Origin of the sequence: Bacteroides sp. (assembly GCF_030151085.1) — a bacterium.
In the GTDB taxonomy this organism is placed as follows: Bacteria; Bacteroidota; Bacteroidia; order Bacteroidales; family Bacteroidaceae; genus Bacteroides.
This window is the reverse complement of record NZ_JASLER010000023.1, coordinates 37973-54168: the sequence shown is the minus strand read 5'-3', so window position 1 is coordinate 54168 and position 16196 is coordinate 37973. Positions and strand designations below refer to the sequence as shown.

At 41.2% G+C, this 16196-nt stretch carries 14 protein-coding genes; 5 read left to right on the top strand and 9 right to left on the bottom strand.

Going from position 1 to position 16196, the window contains the following annotated elements:
• Together Q1W14_RS04530 and Q1W14_RS04525 are read right to left on the bottom strand one after the other, a co-directional pair.
• A partial coding sequence (locus Q1W14_RS04530; RefSeq protein ID WP_300699603.1) for a Glu/Leu/Phe/Val dehydrogenase dimerization domain-containing protein occupies positions 1-410 on the bottom strand: 410 nt, incomplete at its 3' end.
• A 371-nt stretch (positions 411-781) separates the two neighbouring features.
• Complete coding sequence (locus tag Q1W14_RS04525) at positions 782-3070, bottom strand: NADP-dependent malic enzyme (protein WP_300699602.1); 2289 nt, start codon at positions 3068-3070, stop codon at positions 782-784.
• 173 nt (positions 3071-3243) lie between these two features.
• Between Q1W14_RS04525 and Q1W14_RS04520 the strand changes: the two genes are divergently transcribed.
• The gene (locus Q1W14_RS04520) at positions 3244-5733 is read left to right on the top strand and encodes a family 20 glycosylhydrolase (protein WP_300699601.1); all 2490 of its coding nucleotides are present in this window, start codon (positions 3244-3246) and stop codon (positions 5731-5733) included.
• A gap of 302 nt (positions 5734-6035) precedes the next feature.
• Here Q1W14_RS04520 and Q1W14_RS04515 read toward each other — a convergent pair whose 3' ends face one another.
• Positions 6036-7316: an O-acetylhomoserine aminocarboxypropyltransferase/cysteine synthase family protein gene (locus Q1W14_RS04515; RefSeq protein ID WP_300699600.1), complete on the bottom strand. Its 1281-nt coding sequence runs from the start codon at positions 7314-7316 to the stop codon at positions 6036-6038.
• 138 nt (positions 7317-7454) lie between these two features.
• On the opposite strand from Q1W14_RS04515, the gene Q1W14_RS04510 reads away from it, so the two are divergent.
• A complete protein-coding gene (locus Q1W14_RS04510) occupies positions 7455-8552 on the top strand; it encodes an N-acetylmuramoyl-L-alanine amidase (protein WP_300699599.1) in 1098 nt (365 codons plus the stop codon).
• A gap of 10 nt (positions 8553-8562) precedes the next feature.
• Here Q1W14_RS04510 and Q1W14_RS04505 read toward each other — a convergent pair whose 3' ends face one another.
• Positions 8563-9453 (bottom strand): DMT family transporter, encoded by an 891-nt coding sequence (locus Q1W14_RS04505; RefSeq protein ID WP_300699598.1) that lies wholly within the window; start codon positions 9451-9453, stop codon positions 8563-8565.
• 135 nt (positions 9454-9588) lie between these two features.
• Between Q1W14_RS04505 and Q1W14_RS04500 the strand changes: the two genes are divergently transcribed.
• Positions 9589-10449 (top strand): hypothetical protein, encoded by an 861-nt coding sequence (locus tag Q1W14_RS04500; RefSeq protein WP_300699597.1) that lies wholly within the window; start codon positions 9589-9591, stop codon positions 10447-10449.
• A gap of 12 nt (positions 10450-10461) precedes the next feature.
• Here the strand turns inward: Q1W14_RS04500 and Q1W14_RS04495 are convergent, their stop codons facing one another.
• The 5 genes from Q1W14_RS04495 to Q1W14_RS04475 form a co-directional block, all read right to left on the bottom strand.
• A complete protein-coding gene (locus Q1W14_RS04495; protein WP_300699596.1) occupies positions 10462-10725 on the bottom strand; it encodes a GNAT family N-acetyltransferase in 264 nt (87 codons plus the stop codon).
• 84 nt (positions 10726-10809) lie between these two features.
• The gene (locus Q1W14_RS04490; RefSeq protein WP_300699595.1) at positions 10810-11268 is read right to left on the bottom strand and encodes a cold-shock protein; all 459 of its coding nucleotides are present in this window, start codon (positions 11266-11268) and stop codon (positions 10810-10812) included.
• A gap of 192 nt (positions 11269-11460) precedes the next feature.
• The gene (locus Q1W14_RS04485; protein ID WP_300699594.1) at positions 11461-11811 is read right to left on the bottom strand and encodes a DUF3795 domain-containing protein; all 351 of its coding nucleotides are present in this window, start codon (positions 11809-11811) and stop codon (positions 11461-11463) included.
• Positions 11812-12047: 236 nt separating this feature from the next.
• Entirely contained in the window at positions 12048-12905 is an 858-nt protein-coding gene (locus Q1W14_RS04480; RefSeq protein WP_300699593.1) for a GyrI-like domain-containing protein, read from the bottom strand.
• Positions 12906-13074: 169 nt separating this feature from the next.
• Entirely contained in the window at positions 13075-14373 is a 1299-nt protein-coding gene (locus tag Q1W14_RS04475) for an LruC domain-containing protein (protein WP_300699592.1), read from the bottom strand.
• A 231-nt stretch (positions 14374-14604) separates the two neighbouring features.
• On the opposite strand from Q1W14_RS04475, the gene Q1W14_RS04470 reads away from it, so the two are divergent.
• Together Q1W14_RS04470 and Q1W14_RS04465 are read left to right on the top strand one after the other, a co-directional pair.
• Positions 14605-15309: a TIGR02757 family protein gene (locus Q1W14_RS04470; RefSeq protein ID WP_300699591.1), complete on the top strand. Its 705-nt coding sequence runs from the start codon at positions 14605-14607 to the stop codon at positions 15307-15309.
• A gap of 8 nt (positions 15310-15317) precedes the next feature.
• Entirely contained in the window at positions 15318-16127 is an 810-nt protein-coding gene (locus Q1W14_RS04465) for a nitrilase-related carbon-nitrogen hydrolase (RefSeq protein WP_300699590.1), read from the top strand.
• Positions 16128-16196 lie beyond the last annotated feature (69 nt).

Sequence of the window (16196 nt, the reverse complement as noted above, 5' to 3'; positions counted from 1 at the left end):
GCATTTGATTTGCCACGCGGAGAGAAGTCTGCACCACCTTTACCACCACCCATAGGTAGAGTAGTCAGTGAGTTTTTGAAAGTTTGCTCAAAAGCAAGGAACTTCAAAATACCTAAGTTTACAGAAGCGTGAAAACGGATACCACCTTTGTACGGGCCAATAGCGTTGTTGTGTTGTACGCGGTAACCCATGTTGGTTTGTACATTACCTTTGTCATCCACCCAAGTAACACGGAATTGGTAAACGCGATCGGGGATGCAAAGACGTTCAATCAGATTAGCTTTGTCAAACTCCGGATGCTTGTTGTACTCTTCTTCAATCGTAGAAAGTACTTCTTCTACTGCTTGATGATACTCCGGTTCGTTGGGGAACCGTCTTTTCAAATCTTCTAATACCTTAGCTGCATTCATAATCTTATTACTTTTATTGGTTACTGTATTCAATGTCATAAAGCGGTAATGCGGTAGTGTGATACCTTATCACCTTTCTCTCTCGTTGCGGTTGCAAAAGTAAACATAAAAATGATACAAACAAACAATTTATAAAGAAAATACGGTATAAAACAACATTTTTATTGTTTTATACCGCAAAAAGGAATAAAAAGATAATATTTAATCTCTTCTGAGAGACTTTATGACGGGAATAAACACTAATGCTGCCGAAATGACAAGCATTGATATCATTGGACCGTCAAATCGTTCGACAGATGTCAATACAATGTAGCAAAGTGCTGCCCAAAGCAGCACGATGCATGTCATTTGGAATTTTGATAAAGGCTTTCTCATTTACCTGCTTTCTTCTTTTCGACAACGGCATCAATTACTGCCACTGCGGTGATATTTACGATTTCGCGTACGGTACTTTCAAAGTCGGTGAAGTGGATGGGCTTGTTCAATCCCATTTGGATAGGACCGATGAATTCTGTATCGGGGTCCATAGCTTGCAGAAGCTTGTAACCGATGTTTGCTGAACTCAAGTTCGGGAATATCAATGTGTTCACATCTTTACCATTCAGACGCGTAAACGGATATTTGGCATCGCGCAGTTCGCGGTTCATGGCAAAGTTCACCTGCATCTCACCGTCGATAGCCCAATCGGGATAGGTCTTCTGTAAATGGTCGATAGCCGCATGTACCTTGGCAGGGCTTCCGCTGGTATCAGAACCGAAGTTGGAGTAAGACAGCATGGCGATGTTCGGTGTATGGTTGAAGAACCGTACGGTATGCTCCGCCAGGCGGGCTACGTCGATCAGCGTATCTGCATCAGGATGACGGTTAATCAATGTATCGGCTACGAAGTAAGTACCCTTCTTTGAATTCAGGATCTGCATCGTAGCAAAATGCTTGTATTCGGGACGGATACCTATCACTTCTTTGGCAACCTTGATAGTATTACTATATTTAGTATATAAACCGGTGATAAAGGCATCGGCATCTCCGGTTTCTACCATCATCATACCGAAATAGTTGCGCTCGAACATCTTATCATTGGCTTCCTCGTAGGTGGCACCTTCACGGGCGCGTTTCTCAGCAAGGATGCGGGCATAGCGTTCGCGGCGTGGAGCTTCGTCCGGGTGGCGTAAATTTACGATTTCAATACCTTCAAGACTCAGGTCGAGCTCTTTGGCAAGTTTTTCGATGGCTTCGTCATTACCTAATATAATAGGATGGCAGATACCTTCGGATTTTGCTTCGACGGCAGCTTTCAGCATGTTAGGGTGTGCACCTTCTGCGAATACTACGCGTTGAGGGTTGTGGCGTGCCATGTCATAGAGCTGGCGGGTGAGTTTGCTTTCGTAACCCATCAGTTCGCGCAGGTGTACGCAATAAGCATCCCAGTCTTCAATAGTAGTGCGGGCTACACCACTTTCCATAGCGGCGCGAGCCACGGCACAAGATACTTCGGTGATGAGGCGTGGATCAACAGGTTTTGGAATGAAGTATTCGCGTCCGAAAGTCAGGTTGTTGACATGGTAAGCGGCATTCACAACATCGGGTACAGGTTGCTTGGCAAGATTGGCAATGGCATGTACGGCAGCGATTTTCATCTCTTCGTTGATGGCTTTGGCTTGTGTGTCGAGTGCACCACGGAAGATGTAGGGGAAGCCGATTACATTATTAATTTGGTTCGGATAGTCACTGCGTCCGGTAGCCATAAGTACGTCGGGACGGGCAGCCATAGCATCTTCGTATGAAATTTCGGGTGTAGGGTTTGCCAATGCAAAAACGATGGGCGATGCAGCCATGCTGCGTACCATATCTTGTGACAGAACATTACCTTTGGATAAACCGAGGAATACGTCAGCGCCTTTGATGGCTTCTTCCAGGGTATGAATGTCGGTGCGGTCGGTAGCAAAGTAACGCTTCTGTTCATTCAGGTCCGTACGAGTTTTGCTGATAACCCCTTTACTATCTACCATTACGATATTTTCGAGACGAGCACCGAGTGAAACGTACAATTTGGTACAAGATACGGCAGATGCGCCGGCACCATTGACTACAATTTTCACATCCTCAATCTTCTTGCCGGCTACTTGCAGGGCATTTACTAATCCGGCACTGGAAATGATAGCCGTACCATGCTGGTCATCGTGCATCACGGGGATATCGAGTTCCTCTTTCAAGCGGCGTTCTATTTCGAAACATTCCGGAGCCTTGATATCTTCCAGATTAATACCACCGAAAGTAGGAGCGATAGCTTTTACAGCCTCAATGAATTTTTCAGGGTCTTTTTCGTTTACTTCAATATCAAATACGTCGATTCCGGCGTAGATTTTGAATAACAAACCTTTTCCTTCCATTACCGGTTTGCCGCTGAGGGCGCCGATATCTCCCAATCCGAGAACGGCGGTTCCGTTGGAAATAACCGCTACAAGATTACCTTTGGCCGTGTATTTATACGCATCTTGCGGATTCTTTTCGATTTCGAGACACGGTTCTGCAACGCCGGGAGAGTAAGCAAGTGAAAGATCTGTTTGGGTACTGTAGGGCTTTGTTGGCACCACTTCGATTTTGCCGGGCTTGCCCTGTGAGTGATAGAGCAAAGCGGCTTCTTTGGTTATCTTAGCCATAATAGTTAGTTAAAATGATTATAATTTGGACGCAAATGTAGGGATAAAAGTTCTAAATCGTAGCTTGCAATGGATAATTTCTATTAGAATTATCAGCCAATTAGCTAAAAATGCTTATTTTTGGCATTGATTAAAAGTATCACCCCCATTTATAAACTTAATACATTAATAACATGAAATTTTTAAAACTTCCTTTAACAGGATTATTGCTTTGCGTAATGACACTATTCGCAGGATGTAAGTCGGCTAAAGAGCAGAAAGCACCGGTTTCCTTAACCTGGGAAATGGGCGCAAGCGACATTGAACCAGGGTATTATGAGAACACTTTTATTCTCAAGAACATTTCACAAGAACCTTTGAATAAAGATTGGGCTATCTATTATTCGCAGCTTCCCCGTGGTGTGAAACAGGTGGAAAACTCCCCTGTAAAAGTAGAAGTAGTAAATGGTAACTTCTTCAGAATGTTTCCAACGGATAACTTCACTTCATTAGCTCCGGGCGATTCTATGAGAATTACCTTCCAATGTACTTATAAGTTGGACAGAAATTCACATGCACCCGAAGGGACTTATTGGCTGGGACTTGAGGGCGGACCGCTTCCTATAGCATTGACTGTACATCCATTGCCTTCGCCCGAAAAGATTGAAGGTTATCCGGATGCTACCAAGATATATGAGTCTAACCTTCGTTTGGCAAATGCACCCGCTTTAAAACAATCGGATATATTGCCCTCGGTAAAGAAAGCGATTCCTGCCGAAGGTAGTGTAGCGCTGGAAGGTAAAGTAGCCTTGGCTTATCCCAATGAATTTGCGAATGAAGCTAAGTTGCTAAAAGAAAACCTATCCGGTTTGTATGCTTTGGAAGTTGCAGAGAATGCTCCCGTAACCATCGTCTTGAAACCTTTGGCTGATAAGAAAGAAGCCGTAAACGATGAATATTATACTTTAAATATAAGTAATAATCAGATAGAGATTAGCGCTGCCACCTCTCACGGCATCTTCAACGGAACACAAACCTTGCTGGCTATGCTGAAAGACAAACAGGCTCCTTATCAGTTGGAAGCAATGTCTATTCAGGATTATCCCGATTTATCCTATCGCGGACAAATGATAGACATCGCCCGTGACTTCACTACCCCTGAAAATATGAAGAAGTTGGTGGATATGTTTGCTTCTTATAAGATGAATGCTTTGCATTTCCATTTCTCAGATGATGAAGCCTGGCGCATCGAAATACCCGGTTTGGAAGAGTTGACTGCTGTAGGAAGCCGTCGCGGACATACAATGGACGAAAGCGAGAATCTCTATCCTTGCTATGATGGCGGTTTCGATCCTAATGCTGCAACCGTAGGAAATGGCTATTACTCTCGTGCTGAATTTGTCGACCTACTGAAATATGCTGCCGAAAGACATGTCCGTATCATACCGGAAATAGAATCTCCGGGACATGCCCGAGCTGCTATTGTTTCTATGAAAGCCCGTTATAACAAATATATCAAGACCGATCCGGCAAAAGCTACTGAGTATATGTTGAGCGAGCCGGAAGATACTTCTCGCTATGCCTCGGTGCAGTATTATACGGACAATGTAATAAATGTGGCTCTTCCTTCTAGCTATCGTTTTATGGAAAAGGTGATGAAGGAACTTGCTGCTATGTATAAAGACGCAGGACTTACTTTGAGTACGATACATCTTGGTGGTGACGAGGTGCCGCATGGTGTATGGTTGGGTTCTCCCAAGTGTCAGGAACTGATGAAGGAGAAGGGTATGACCAAAACTCATGATTTGTCCGAGTACTTCATTACGCAATTGGCGAATATTATGGCAAAGAACGGCATGAAGTTCAGCGGTTGGCAAGAAGTGGCTTTGGGACATACGGAGCAGGCACATCAGCAATTGAGAAATCAGGCGGCAGGAGTATATTGCTGGAACACGGTTCCAGGTTATGACGAAGTGGTTTATCAAACTGCCAACAACGGTTATCCGGTTATTCTTTGTAATGTGGGTAACTTCTACATGGACATGGCTTACAATGGTCATCCCGATGAGCGTGGACTTGACTGGGGTGGTTATGTAGACGAAACGATATCTTTCTCTATGCTTCCTTTTAGTATTTATCGTTCTTTGCGTAAGAATATGGCTGGCGATCCTATTGATTTGAATGCTGCCGACAAAGGAAAGACCCTCCTTACTGAAGAGGGTAAAAAGAACATCATGGGTGTACAAGGACAACTTTTCGCAGAAACTATTCGTAATTTTGAAGGAGTGGAATATCTTCTTTTCCCGAAATTGATGGGTCTGGCAGAACGTGGTTGGAATGCACATCCGGCATGGGAAACACTATCCGGTACTCAGGAACAACAGATATTCGATCAGGCTTTAGCTCTTTATGAAAAGGAAATAAGTAAAAAGGAAATGCCTTACTGGACAAAGAAAGGCACTAATTTCCGCATCGCTCTTCCGGGATTGATGATGAAAGATGGTAATCTTTATGCAAATGTTATAATCGATGGAGCCGAGATTCGTTATACTACGGACGGAACAGAGCCGAATGCTCAATCAACTTTATGGGAAGCACCGGTGAAGTGTGATGCTCCGGTTGTCATAGCCAAAGCATTCTATCTGGGTAAAGAGAGTTTGCCGATAATAATATCTGTTCAATGAAGTTGATAGAATCATTAACTTAAAAAAGATACTTGTTCCGCTCTTTCTTCGCTAAAGATATTTACTAAGCGAGGAAAGAGCGGACTTGTTTTATACATTGTCCACTTTTTGTCCTGCTATATTGGGGTGCTTTGAATTTGTGATTTACTAATTTCGCACCACTTTCATCGAGCGCCCATGTATTGTACTCCGAGCAATGATTACAATAAATAAATCTCTTATCACTGGTTAGGTAAAGAGACATACTGAAAAAAAGGGAAGATTGCAATAATCTTCCCCTTTTCAGTATAATATTCTTAAATTTAAGCGTTCAGCGCTTGTTCTATATCAGCAATGATATCATCTGCATTCTCAATACCTACTGAGAAACGAATCAAGTCGGGGCGTATGCCGGCTTCCAACAGTTGTTCGTCTGAAAGTTGGCGATGAGTGTGGCTGGCGGGATGCAGTACACAGGTACGGGCATCGGCTACGTGGGTTACGATGGCAGCAAGTTTCAGTGAATCCATAAATTTGATGGATACTTCACGTCCACCTTTTAGTCCGAAGGAGATAACGCCACATGAACCATTCGGCATGTATTTCTGTGCAAGCGAATAGTACTTGTTGTCGGGCAGACCGCAATAATTCACCCAAGCTACCTTTTCATTTTTAGAAAGATATTCGGCAACGGCTTGTGCATTTTTGCAATGTTGAGGCATGCGCAAGTGCAAGGTTTCGAGACCGATATTTAGTAAGAATGAATTTTGTGGACTGGGAATACTGCCGAGGTCACGCATCAGTTGAGCGGTAGCCTTCATGATATAGGCCATTTTGCCGAAGGCTTTTGTATAGGTCAGTCCGTGATAAGTTTCATCCGGCGTGCAAAGTCCGGGGAACTTGTCGGCGTACTTATCCCAATCGAAGTTTCCACTATCTACAACGGCACCACCAACACTGGTAGCATGTCCGTCCATATATTTAGTAGTAGAGTGAACAACGATATCGGCACCCCATTCAAACGGGCGGCAATTGATAGGAGTAGGGAAGGTATTATCTACAATCAAAGGCACGCCGTGGCTGTGGGCAATGTGGGCAAACTTCTCGATGTCGAGTACTTCCAGTGTAGGATTAGAGATTGTTTCACCGAACAAAGCTTTGGTATTCGGACGGAAAGCGGCGGAGATTTCTTCATCGCTAGAATCAGGATTAACGAAAGTAACGTCAATTCCGAGTTTCTTCATTGTAGTGCCGAACAGGTTGAAAGTACCTCCGTAAATAGTAGAAGAGCAAACAAAGTGATCGCCAGCTTCGCAGATATTAAAGAGGGCGTAGAAATTGGCCGACTGACCACTACTGGTAAGCATGGCAGCAATACCTCCTTCGAGGGCGGCTATCTTTGCGGCAACGGCATCGTTGGTGGGGTTTTGCAGACGGGTATAGAAATATCCATTGTCTTCGAGATCGAACAAACGTGCCATTTGTTCACTGGTTTCGTATTTGAAAGTTGTGCTCTGATAGATGGGGAGTACACGAGGCTCACCCTTTTTAGGAGTCCACCCTGCTTGTACGCAGAGAGTTTCCGGCTTGAATTGCTTTGCCATAATGCTATCTTTTTAAAAGTTTCTTTGTTTATAATCGCGTAAGTTGTCGCAAAAGTAGGGAAAAAAATATAATTTTGTGCGCAAGTATAGTAAAATGCTTTAATTTAGCGGCTGAAAATCTGCTATTAATATAAATAGATGATGAATAATTGGAATATAAAACGGATATTTTGCTTACTGGCTATCTTCTTCTGCACTTTCTTCTCTTTTCATGCTTTTGCTCAAGCAGAACAGGATACACCGAGATCCGGTGAAGGTATTTCTACTTTTCTAGAACGTAACAATCGTCCGGCAAAGACTTATTATAAGGAATTCCTCAAACTGAATGAGAAGCGTTTACGGGGCAAAGAAGAGTTGCGATTAGGAGTGAAATATATATTGCCTCCGTTGCGAAATAAAAAAAGAACGAATGAGAGCGAAGATAAAGATTCGACTGAAGTAGTCTCTGATGTCTCTTCCGAGTCTCCTTCCGAAAGAACGTCTGTAAAAAGAAAGAAGTCAGTCAATGAACCCTTGTTTGGGAAGGAGCTGGCTAATGTCAAGATAACATCTAATCGTTTGCAAGGTGCTTGTTTCTATGTTGTCAGTGGTCATGGCGGTCCTGACCCGGGTGCTATCGGTAGAATAGGAAAAATTGAATTGCACGAAGACGAATATGCGTATGATGTGGCTTTGCGTCTGGCTCGCAACCTGATGCAAGAAGGAGCTGAAGTGCATATTATCATTCAGGATGCCAAGGACGGTATCCGTGACGACCGTTATCTGGCTAATAGTAAACGTGAGACTTGTATGGGCTCACCTATTCCTCTGAACCAAGTGGCACGCCTGCGTCAACGTTGTGACAAAATCAATAACCTTTATAAGAAAGACCGCAAGAAATATAAGTATTGTCGTGCTATCTTCCTCCATGTAGATAGTCGCAGTAAGAGTAATCAGACGGATGTTTTCTTTTATCATTCTAAGAATAAGCCTGACAGCAAGCGACTTGCGACTACCATGAAGAGTACTTTTGAATCAAAATATGACAAGCATCAACCCAATCGTGGTTTCTCGGGTACAGTAAGTGCGCGTAATCTTTATGTGCTTGCCAACACTTCTCCTTCTTCTGTTTTTGTAGAATTGGGCAACATTCAGAATGCTTTCGATCAACGTCGGTTTGTAATCAGTTCCAATCGCCAGGCATTAGCAAAATGGCTAATGGAAGGATTTATCACAGATTATAAAAAGGCAAAGTAAGATAGCGGGTTTAACTGTGTGTCCTTTTCTCGTGTACTACTACCGTTGTTACTGATACTAATATTAGTACGATGCCGATTGCACTATTCCACGTAAAACTCTCGTAGAATATACAGCATCCGATGGTAACGGCTGTGAGAGGTTCCAGTGCTCCAAATACAGAGGTGAGGGTCGGGCCGATGTACTTTATGGCTTTTACCAAGGTGATATTAGATATGGCGGTTGCCGGTAATGCCAGTCCAAGGATGTTCATCCATATATCGCCACCAGTTGCCAGACGTACTCCGCCGGTCAAGCAACCTCCTATGATGAAGAACAAGGCGCCGAGTCCCATGACGTAACATGTTAATGCTGTAGACGGAATCTGTATTGCACGGCTTCTGCGTACTCCTACAATGTATCCTCCATAAAAGAAAATAGAAAGAATGGCGGCAATCAAGCCTTTTGTTGTATTTCCTCCTCCAAAGTTAATTTCTCCCGAAGATAAAAGTCCCGCACCTACCAATGAAACCAATACTGCCAGAAGAATAGAAAATGATTTTTTTTCTTTGAAGAAGCACATCATGGCAAGTGTCACTGCTAGCGGGTACATGAAGTGAATGGTAGATGCTACTCCGCTTGCAATATGCTGGTAGGCTATCACCAGGCTAAAAGAGGTAGCTGCACGGAATAAACTGAGAACGAATACGGTTCCCCAATCTTTTCGGCTGATGCGGAATTTCTCTCCCAGTATGATACCCCAAATGGCTAAGGCGAGTGAAGCAATCCCCCAACGATAAGCCAGAACTTCGAAAGAAGAGAATCCGCCAATGAGTAACGATATAGTGAAAAATGGCGCCAGTCCGAAGGTTGAAGAAGATAGTGCCGCATATATAAATCCTTTTATAGGAGTGTGTTGCATATTTTTTCCTGATATTTAGGCGATGTCTTAGAACTATCTATTTCATCGTTTGTTTCATATTAAGTCGTGCAAATTTAATGAATAAAAGCATCCGACTGACCGATGCATACTTAATAAATAATGAAAGGAAACCTTATGCGAAAGAATTTAATGTTTATGGGGGCACTTGCGGCTGTCCTCGCCCTTGCCTCTTGTGGCAATAGCGCTCAAAAGAAAGAAACCGCAAAATATTCTGCTACGGAAGTAGAACAAGCCAATCAAGTGATGACCTATTATGACACTTCCTTGGCTCTGTTGAAGAATGTGGTGGTAGAAAAAGATGTAAATTCCGTATTGGGATATATGGAGCAAGATGGAAAAGCGCCTACGCTAACAGCTATTGTTCCGCCGGCTTATTCTCAGAAAGACTCTGCGTTTGTAGTAAATCCGGGTTCTTATTTCAATGAAGAAACTCAGTTGAATTTGAAGCAGAATTATGACCAGTTGTTCAAGACGCGTAAGCAGTTTTATGACACCTTTAATCGGTATCTTTCTTATTTGAAATCAAAAAATAAAGTGGCTGCTAGTAAATTGTTACCCGACAATTATCAGTTAAGTGTTGAGATGTCTGAGTATAAAGAGAACATACTCGATATTTTATCTCCTTTTACCGATGGAGCCCAGAAGGTCTTATTGAACGATAACCCGATGAAAGAGCAACTGCTTTCCATGAAGCAAATGACTGCTACTATGAGAAGTATTCTGAACCTTTGCATGCGTAAACCTAATTCAGAGGCCATTCGTCTTGATATGAAAATGGCTAAATTGGTTATACAACTGGATATTGCCAAACATCTCCCTGCCGTGGAAGGGCATCCTAAAGAGATGAAAGCTTTCCAGGACTTTTTGACTAACGTAGATGCTTTTGTGAAAGATGTTCAACAGATCAGATCCAAAGGTAAATATTCGGAAGCAGAAATGGAGACATTGTCTGAATATGGAATGAGTTTGAATTAATAGCTTCCTCCCTCATGAGCCGATAGGATGTCTTTCCAACCATTTTACCGCATACGAACAGGTAGCTTTCGGCTTTAATCCTTGTTCTGAAGCATATTCATAGGCCTTCTTTACTAGAGCAGCGGCGATGCCACGCCCTTCTAGTGGGGGAGGCACTATTGTATGTAGAATATCCAGACTTTCGTCTTGCAAACGATATTCTACATAAGCAGTATAGCCTTCAATCTCAGTTGTGAACAAATGGCGTTCGGGCAAGTGATTGATGATGTATTCCATAATGATTCTTTTATTTAAATGAACATGCAAGTTCGTAAAAAATAGGCAGAAAGGCAAGGGAATACTTCTTTTTTAGATGGAAACTTATTTAGGTTCTGTGGCAGGTACCAGGCAGACGTTTACAGCATTTAATCCTTTTAATCCTTTTTCAAGGGTAAATGTTACGATATTCCCTTCTACGATTTCATCGGTTACATTATTGATATGGAAAAAGTACTTGTCAACTCCGGAGAGATTCTTTATAAAGCCGAATCCTTTGGCCTCATTGAAAAACTCAACCCGACCTTTTAAGATAGCAGGCTCTTCTTCTACCTTTTTAGGTGTTGATATTACGATACTCTCTATATCGATCTCCTCTTTCTTAGCATTCTCAACCGGCGGAGTGGAAGTTATCATTCCATTCTCGTCTACATAGGCAATCATGTCGTCGAAGCTATTTGTGCCGGACAACTTTCTGCTTTCTTTTCTCTTCTGTTTCTCTTCTCGTTTCTGATTTTTCTTTTTTTCGTTATCACGCTTACTACTTGTGATGGATTTTGCCATTGAACTATTATTTAATGAATACTCAGTTTATATAATGCGAATCAGTAATGTAAGGAGTGAGGGGGAAGGATGATTAAAGAAGAGGACTACTTACTAATAATAATGCCAATATTAAAAAGAAGAACTATGCGATAATAATTCATAACTCACGACCTTGGCACAAAGATAACAAAAAAAGATGGATATTCCAGATTATTTTCTTTTTATTGTTTGTATTTTGCGTTGTGCCATTTCTTGCGCGAAAGCTTCTGCACCATTTTCTTTTATATAGCGGATGCAGGCGGCACGGTCGGAATTAAATAAGAAAGCAAATACTTTTCCTATGAAATTGGAGTGTATCTTGCATTCTTTTACGTTCATTTCGCATTCGGCACAGGTGGCATAGCCTTTATTCTGACAGCATTGCCGAATCTTACACCAACTTGCTTTCTCATTCTGATGGCAGCCGGGACAAGCTCCTTTTATGTACTTCCGGCAGGCTCCACAGTAGAGTCCGCAGGCGGCGATGCGTGATGCATCGGCTTTAATTTCTGTTTTATCCATTTTGTCTTAGTATGAATGTTTGCAACCTTACCTTTGTTTTGAAAGTATACAAAGTTAGTTTTTTCTTCGTAACATCTGTTGTTATCTTCTCTAATCTTTGTACTTTTTGAATGAATGTACTGTGTTTTTTACTCTTTGACATGATGGGAAATAGCCTTATACACAGTGTATAAAGGGATAATGTATGGTCTTTATCTACATTATCCCTTGTATATTTACCGATTTTGCACAGAGGTTTATTCTACTGGAATGTAGATTTCAGTTAGCAAATCTTCGGGGGCAGTGTTAGCAGGGTCATTCATGTAGCGTTCTGCACTAGGTTCGTTGCGGAGTGTGCATTCCATCTCAGGAATATACTTTCCGTAGATGGTGTCATATACGGCTTGCAGATATTCGTATGAACCTTTATACAGGAAGATGGCATAACGACCGGCGGGAATCAGTTTGAAGCCTACATCACCTTTGGGAGTAACTCGTTCGGGCATGATCATGCATACATCAGTGCGAAGTTTATCGACTGGTGTTACTTTGGGGTCGTCATGATAAATGCAGAGTGGCATGACTTCGCCCATGGGCAGTCCTTGTTCTTTGATAAACTGGAAAAGGCGCATCCATGTGCCACAATAATCGTTTAGTTTATAATCTCCAAATAGACGAAGGTAGATTACATTACGGGCGGGAACTTCTTTGATTTCTCGTTTTAGGTCAAGATCGGGACGGATAATAGCTGGTTTCATAATTACAAAGTTTTTATTGTTACGGTATTCTAAAGGTGAAATGCCATAGAATTGTTTAAATACTTTGGATAATGAAGAAGGCGAGGAGTATCCGATACGGTAGGCAATATCTGCTATTGGCATGTCGGAGTAACGCAGCAATCGTGCGGCGGCTTCGGTACGTGTCCGGACGATAAATGTCCCGATGGGTTCGCCCAAGAATGCTTTCATTATGCGGTGGAAATAGAACGGAGAGAAGTGGGAAATCTTGGCCAAAGACTTCAGGTCAATTTCTTCTCCGAGATGAAGATTGATGTAATCTATCACTGCATTTACACACTTTTGATATTCTTCTTGCGTTGTCTTCTTATTTTCCATGTTTCTATTGGTTTTCACGATGCAAAGATAGAGGTAAAAGAAATAGGGGACTTGTCCGATGTTGCTATAAATAGGAATTCTTTGATATAAAAAAGAGACTGCCTCAATTACTGATAAAAAAGTTAATCAGTAATTGAGGCAGCCTCTAAGTTACTTTGGGTATAATGTTCTATTTAGCCCATTTTATCAAATTATCCTGATCTGTATTACTATCGTACCAATCAAGATTGCTATTGCCGTCACTTTCTGCCCAACTTGCAAAATTACGGTAAACGGTACAGAAGTTAGCCCTTTCTACTGCATGTGGAATTGGGTAAGCTACTTTAAGCCCCCATATAAGATTTTTGTCCGATGCATATGGTGTGTCTTTGCTGATGCCTTCTAAGTTGTAGTCATATTCACTAAATACGGGTTTGAAACCTCTTAAGTGAATTTCTTTTGTTTTATCGTCTGATGCGAGAAAAATATCTATATTGTTATCTAACAAATCGCTAGTTTTCATTTCTTTGCTCAAAGCGAGATATACCCATACTTCAGTTAATTGATTATCCTTAGTTGTTTTTCCTTGAGTCGTATTGTAATAAGGAGAGTCTTTCACTGCATAAGGGTTACTTGCATTGAGATTTTTAAATTCAACAATAACATCATTGGTTAGTGGACTTTCAACAAGAGATGTTTCTACTTTGTCAATTGTATTATTTAAAATTTTGGGATTTGGGTATTCTGGTCGATTATAAGCAGGATTAGGCATGCTCACGATAGATTTATTCAATCCAACTATTCTAACGTATGGAGTGAATTTCAATATGCCACCTATAGCTTTTAATCTTAAGTGTACCCTGACTTGATGGACGAGTTCTGTATTATACTTTTCACCATCCCAAGGGAATTCAAGGGCAATTTGATAGGATGCAACGAAATCATTGAAATCGTAATCACCTAAAGCTGGGAATTGATCTTCGAACATGACTGTTCCCCACTTTGCCGGATATGATATATAAGCTCCACCATCAAATATCGGCATATCATCTGCTCTAGTCATCGCATTTCTGGATTCAGCCTTTAGCACTTGTGCTCCACCAGTCACAGAAAACGTTGCAGTACCATTGCTTACTGTTGTAGTTAATATTTTCGTAGCATCCGATGATGTAGTGTATTTCAAATACAGCTTATTTGTAGCTTGTGCTATACTCACGGCAAGTTGGTTACTACCTTCTTGAGTAATGAATGTAGCTAGTAACTCTTCCTCGCACGCTTCATCAGTATAAATTTCTACTTTCGTGGGTGCATCCGAATTTACTGTACAAGTGATGTTTTTAGAGGTTACCCAGTCAAAAATGGGAGATACTTTCAAATCTTTAAAATCGTTGGTAGCTGGTGGCTCTTCAATGTTCGATATATCGTGCATGCACGACTGAGTCAAACAAATAGTAGCGAGAGCAGCAAATCCTAATAGAGCTTTTTTCATATTATTGCTTGTTTGTTCATTAATTGCTACAAAGATAACCAATTAAATTTATATTCGTCTAGAGTAAAAAGCATATTTAGCTAGAAAATATACAATTATCACAAAAATATCTTCAACTTTTTATGGAGGAAGATTGAATGGATTGATTTTGGAGAAATTAATAAAGATTCTACCGTTAGCAACTGATAAATAGGATATCTTTGCATCTCAATTACGAAAAACTACAGATAGATGACTGAAGATATAAAGTTGCAACTATTGGAATGGGCGGATACCTATCATTGTACCGACTTTATTAAAAATGATCCGGTACAGTTTCCACATCGTTACATCCGGAAACAAGATATTGAGATAAGTGGTCTGCTGACAGCTATTATGAGTTTTGGCAACCGTAAACAAATTCTTAAAAAGGCAGATGAACTTCATGTGCAAATGGGGGATTCTCCTTATCAATACGTCTTGTCTCATCAGTGGGAGAAAGATTTCCCCGTTACAGAAAAAAGTAGCTTTTATCGCATGCTCACCTATTCTGATTTTAATGAATACTTTAGGCGGCTAAATAAAGCTTATTCCAGTTTTGACTCATTGGAAGATGCTTTGTTGATGCATTCGGGTTCTCCTATGGAAAAACTGTGTGCATTTCTGGAAGTATCTGCCAAGAGTCCTCAGAAGAAGCTGAATATGTTTTTGCGTTGGATGATTAGGAAAGACTCTGAGGTTGATTTGGGAATTTGGACGAGTTATAGTAGAAGGGATTTGATAATTCCTTTAGATACACATGTGTGTCGTGTGGCGTATGCTTTGCAACTCACGGAGACAGAAACCTTTTCTCTAAAGAACGCCCGCCGGATAACCGATGCATTGGCCGAGGTATTTCCGGATGACCCGTGTTTGGGAGATTTTGCTTTATTTGGATATGGAGTAAATAATAAGTAATAGAAATCATGATAAGTTATAGATTCATTCTATTTTGGGTAGTATTATCCATTGTCTTTCCAATCCAAGCACAAGATACTGTTGTTGCAGACCAATGTGATGTTGCTCTTTGCCGTGTGGCACTTGTTCAGCCTCATCTTGCCTGGGGAAATGTTAAGGCTAATTTATCGGCCTTTGAAAAGCGTGTTCAGCAATGTAGGGATTGTGATGTAATTGTATTTCCCGAATTATTCACATCCGGCTGTGAGATGAAACAGAAGAATAAGGAAGAAGCTATCAGTTCTAAAGATAAAGTTGCTTCTTATTATTCTGCTACTATCAAAAAGATGAAGAAGTGGGCAAAGCAATCGGATGCATTAGTTATCGGTTCTACTATATATAAAGAAGCGGGAAAGTATTACAACAGGCTTTTGGCTGTATTTCCTAATGGAGAATACCAATATTACGACAAACATAACTGTTTCAAGAAAGGTGCATTTTCTCCTGGAGATAAGCAATTGGTATTGAACTGGAGAGGTCGACGTTTTGCTACCTATATCTGTTATGATCTTCGTTTCCCGGAATGGAGTAGAAATAACGATCGATACGATACTGCCATCTATATTGCTAATTGGCCTGCATCCCGTAGTGAAGATTGGAACAGGCTTTTGTCGGAACGTGCCGTAGAGAATAAAGCTTATGTAATTGCAGTGAATTGTGCCGGTACAGATCTTGCCGGAATTGATTATGTAGGTGGAAGTACTTTAATTGCACCTAATGGCGAAGTGCAAATAAAGTGCAAAGATTTTAAAGAGGATATAGTAATTGTAGAATATTAGTAAATAGCTTAAGAAATAGAGTAAATAAAAAGTTCTATTGCCATTAATAACACAGGCAATAGAACTTTT

Coding starts and splice junctions, on each gene's coding strand:
- Q1W14_RS04525 (WP_300699602.1), bottom strand. CDS start 3,070: ATGGCTAAGATAACCAAAGAAGCCGCTTTGCTCTATCACTCACAGGGC.
- Q1W14_RS04520 (WP_300699601.1), top strand. CDS start 3,244: ATGAAATTTTTAAAACTTCCTTTAACAGGATTATTGCTTTGCGTAATG.
- Q1W14_RS04515 (WP_300699600.1), bottom strand. CDS start 7,316: ATGGCAAAGCAATTCAAGCCGGAAACTCTCTGCGTACAAGCAGGGTGG.
- Q1W14_RS04510 (WP_300699599.1), top strand. CDS start 7,455: ATGATGAATAATTGGAATATAAAACGGATATTTTGCTTACTGGCTATC.
- Q1W14_RS04505 (WP_300699598.1), bottom strand. CDS start 9,453: ATGCAACACACTCCTATAAAAGGATTTATATATGCGGCACTATCTTCT.
- Q1W14_RS04500 (WP_300699597.1), top strand. CDS start 9,589: ATGCGAAAGAATTTAATGTTTATGGGGGCACTTGCGGCTGTCCTCGCC.
- Q1W14_RS04495 (WP_300699596.1), bottom strand. CDS start 10,725: ATGGAATACATCATCAATCACTTGCCCGAACGCCATTTGTTCACAACT.
- Q1W14_RS04490 (WP_300699595.1), bottom strand. CDS start 11,268: ATGGCAAAATCCATCACAAGTAGTAAGCGTGATAACGAAAAAAAGAAA.
- Q1W14_RS04485 (WP_300699594.1), bottom strand. CDS start 11,811: ATGGATAAAACAGAAATTAAAGCCGATGCATCACGCATCGCCGCCTGC.
- Q1W14_RS04480 (WP_300699593.1), bottom strand. CDS start 12,905: ATGGAAAATAAGAAGACAACGCAAGAAGAATATCAAAAGTGTGTAAAT.
- Q1W14_RS04475 (WP_300699592.1), bottom strand. CDS start 14,373: ATGAAAAAAGCTCTATTAGGATTTGCTGCTCTCGCTACTATTTGTTTG.
- Q1W14_RS04470 (WP_300699591.1), top strand. CDS start 14,605: ATGACTGAAGATATAAAGTTGCAACTATTGGAATGGGCGGATACCTAT.
- Q1W14_RS04465 (WP_300699590.1), top strand. CDS start 15,318: ATGATAAGTTATAGATTCATTCTATTTTGGGTAGTATTATCCATTGTC.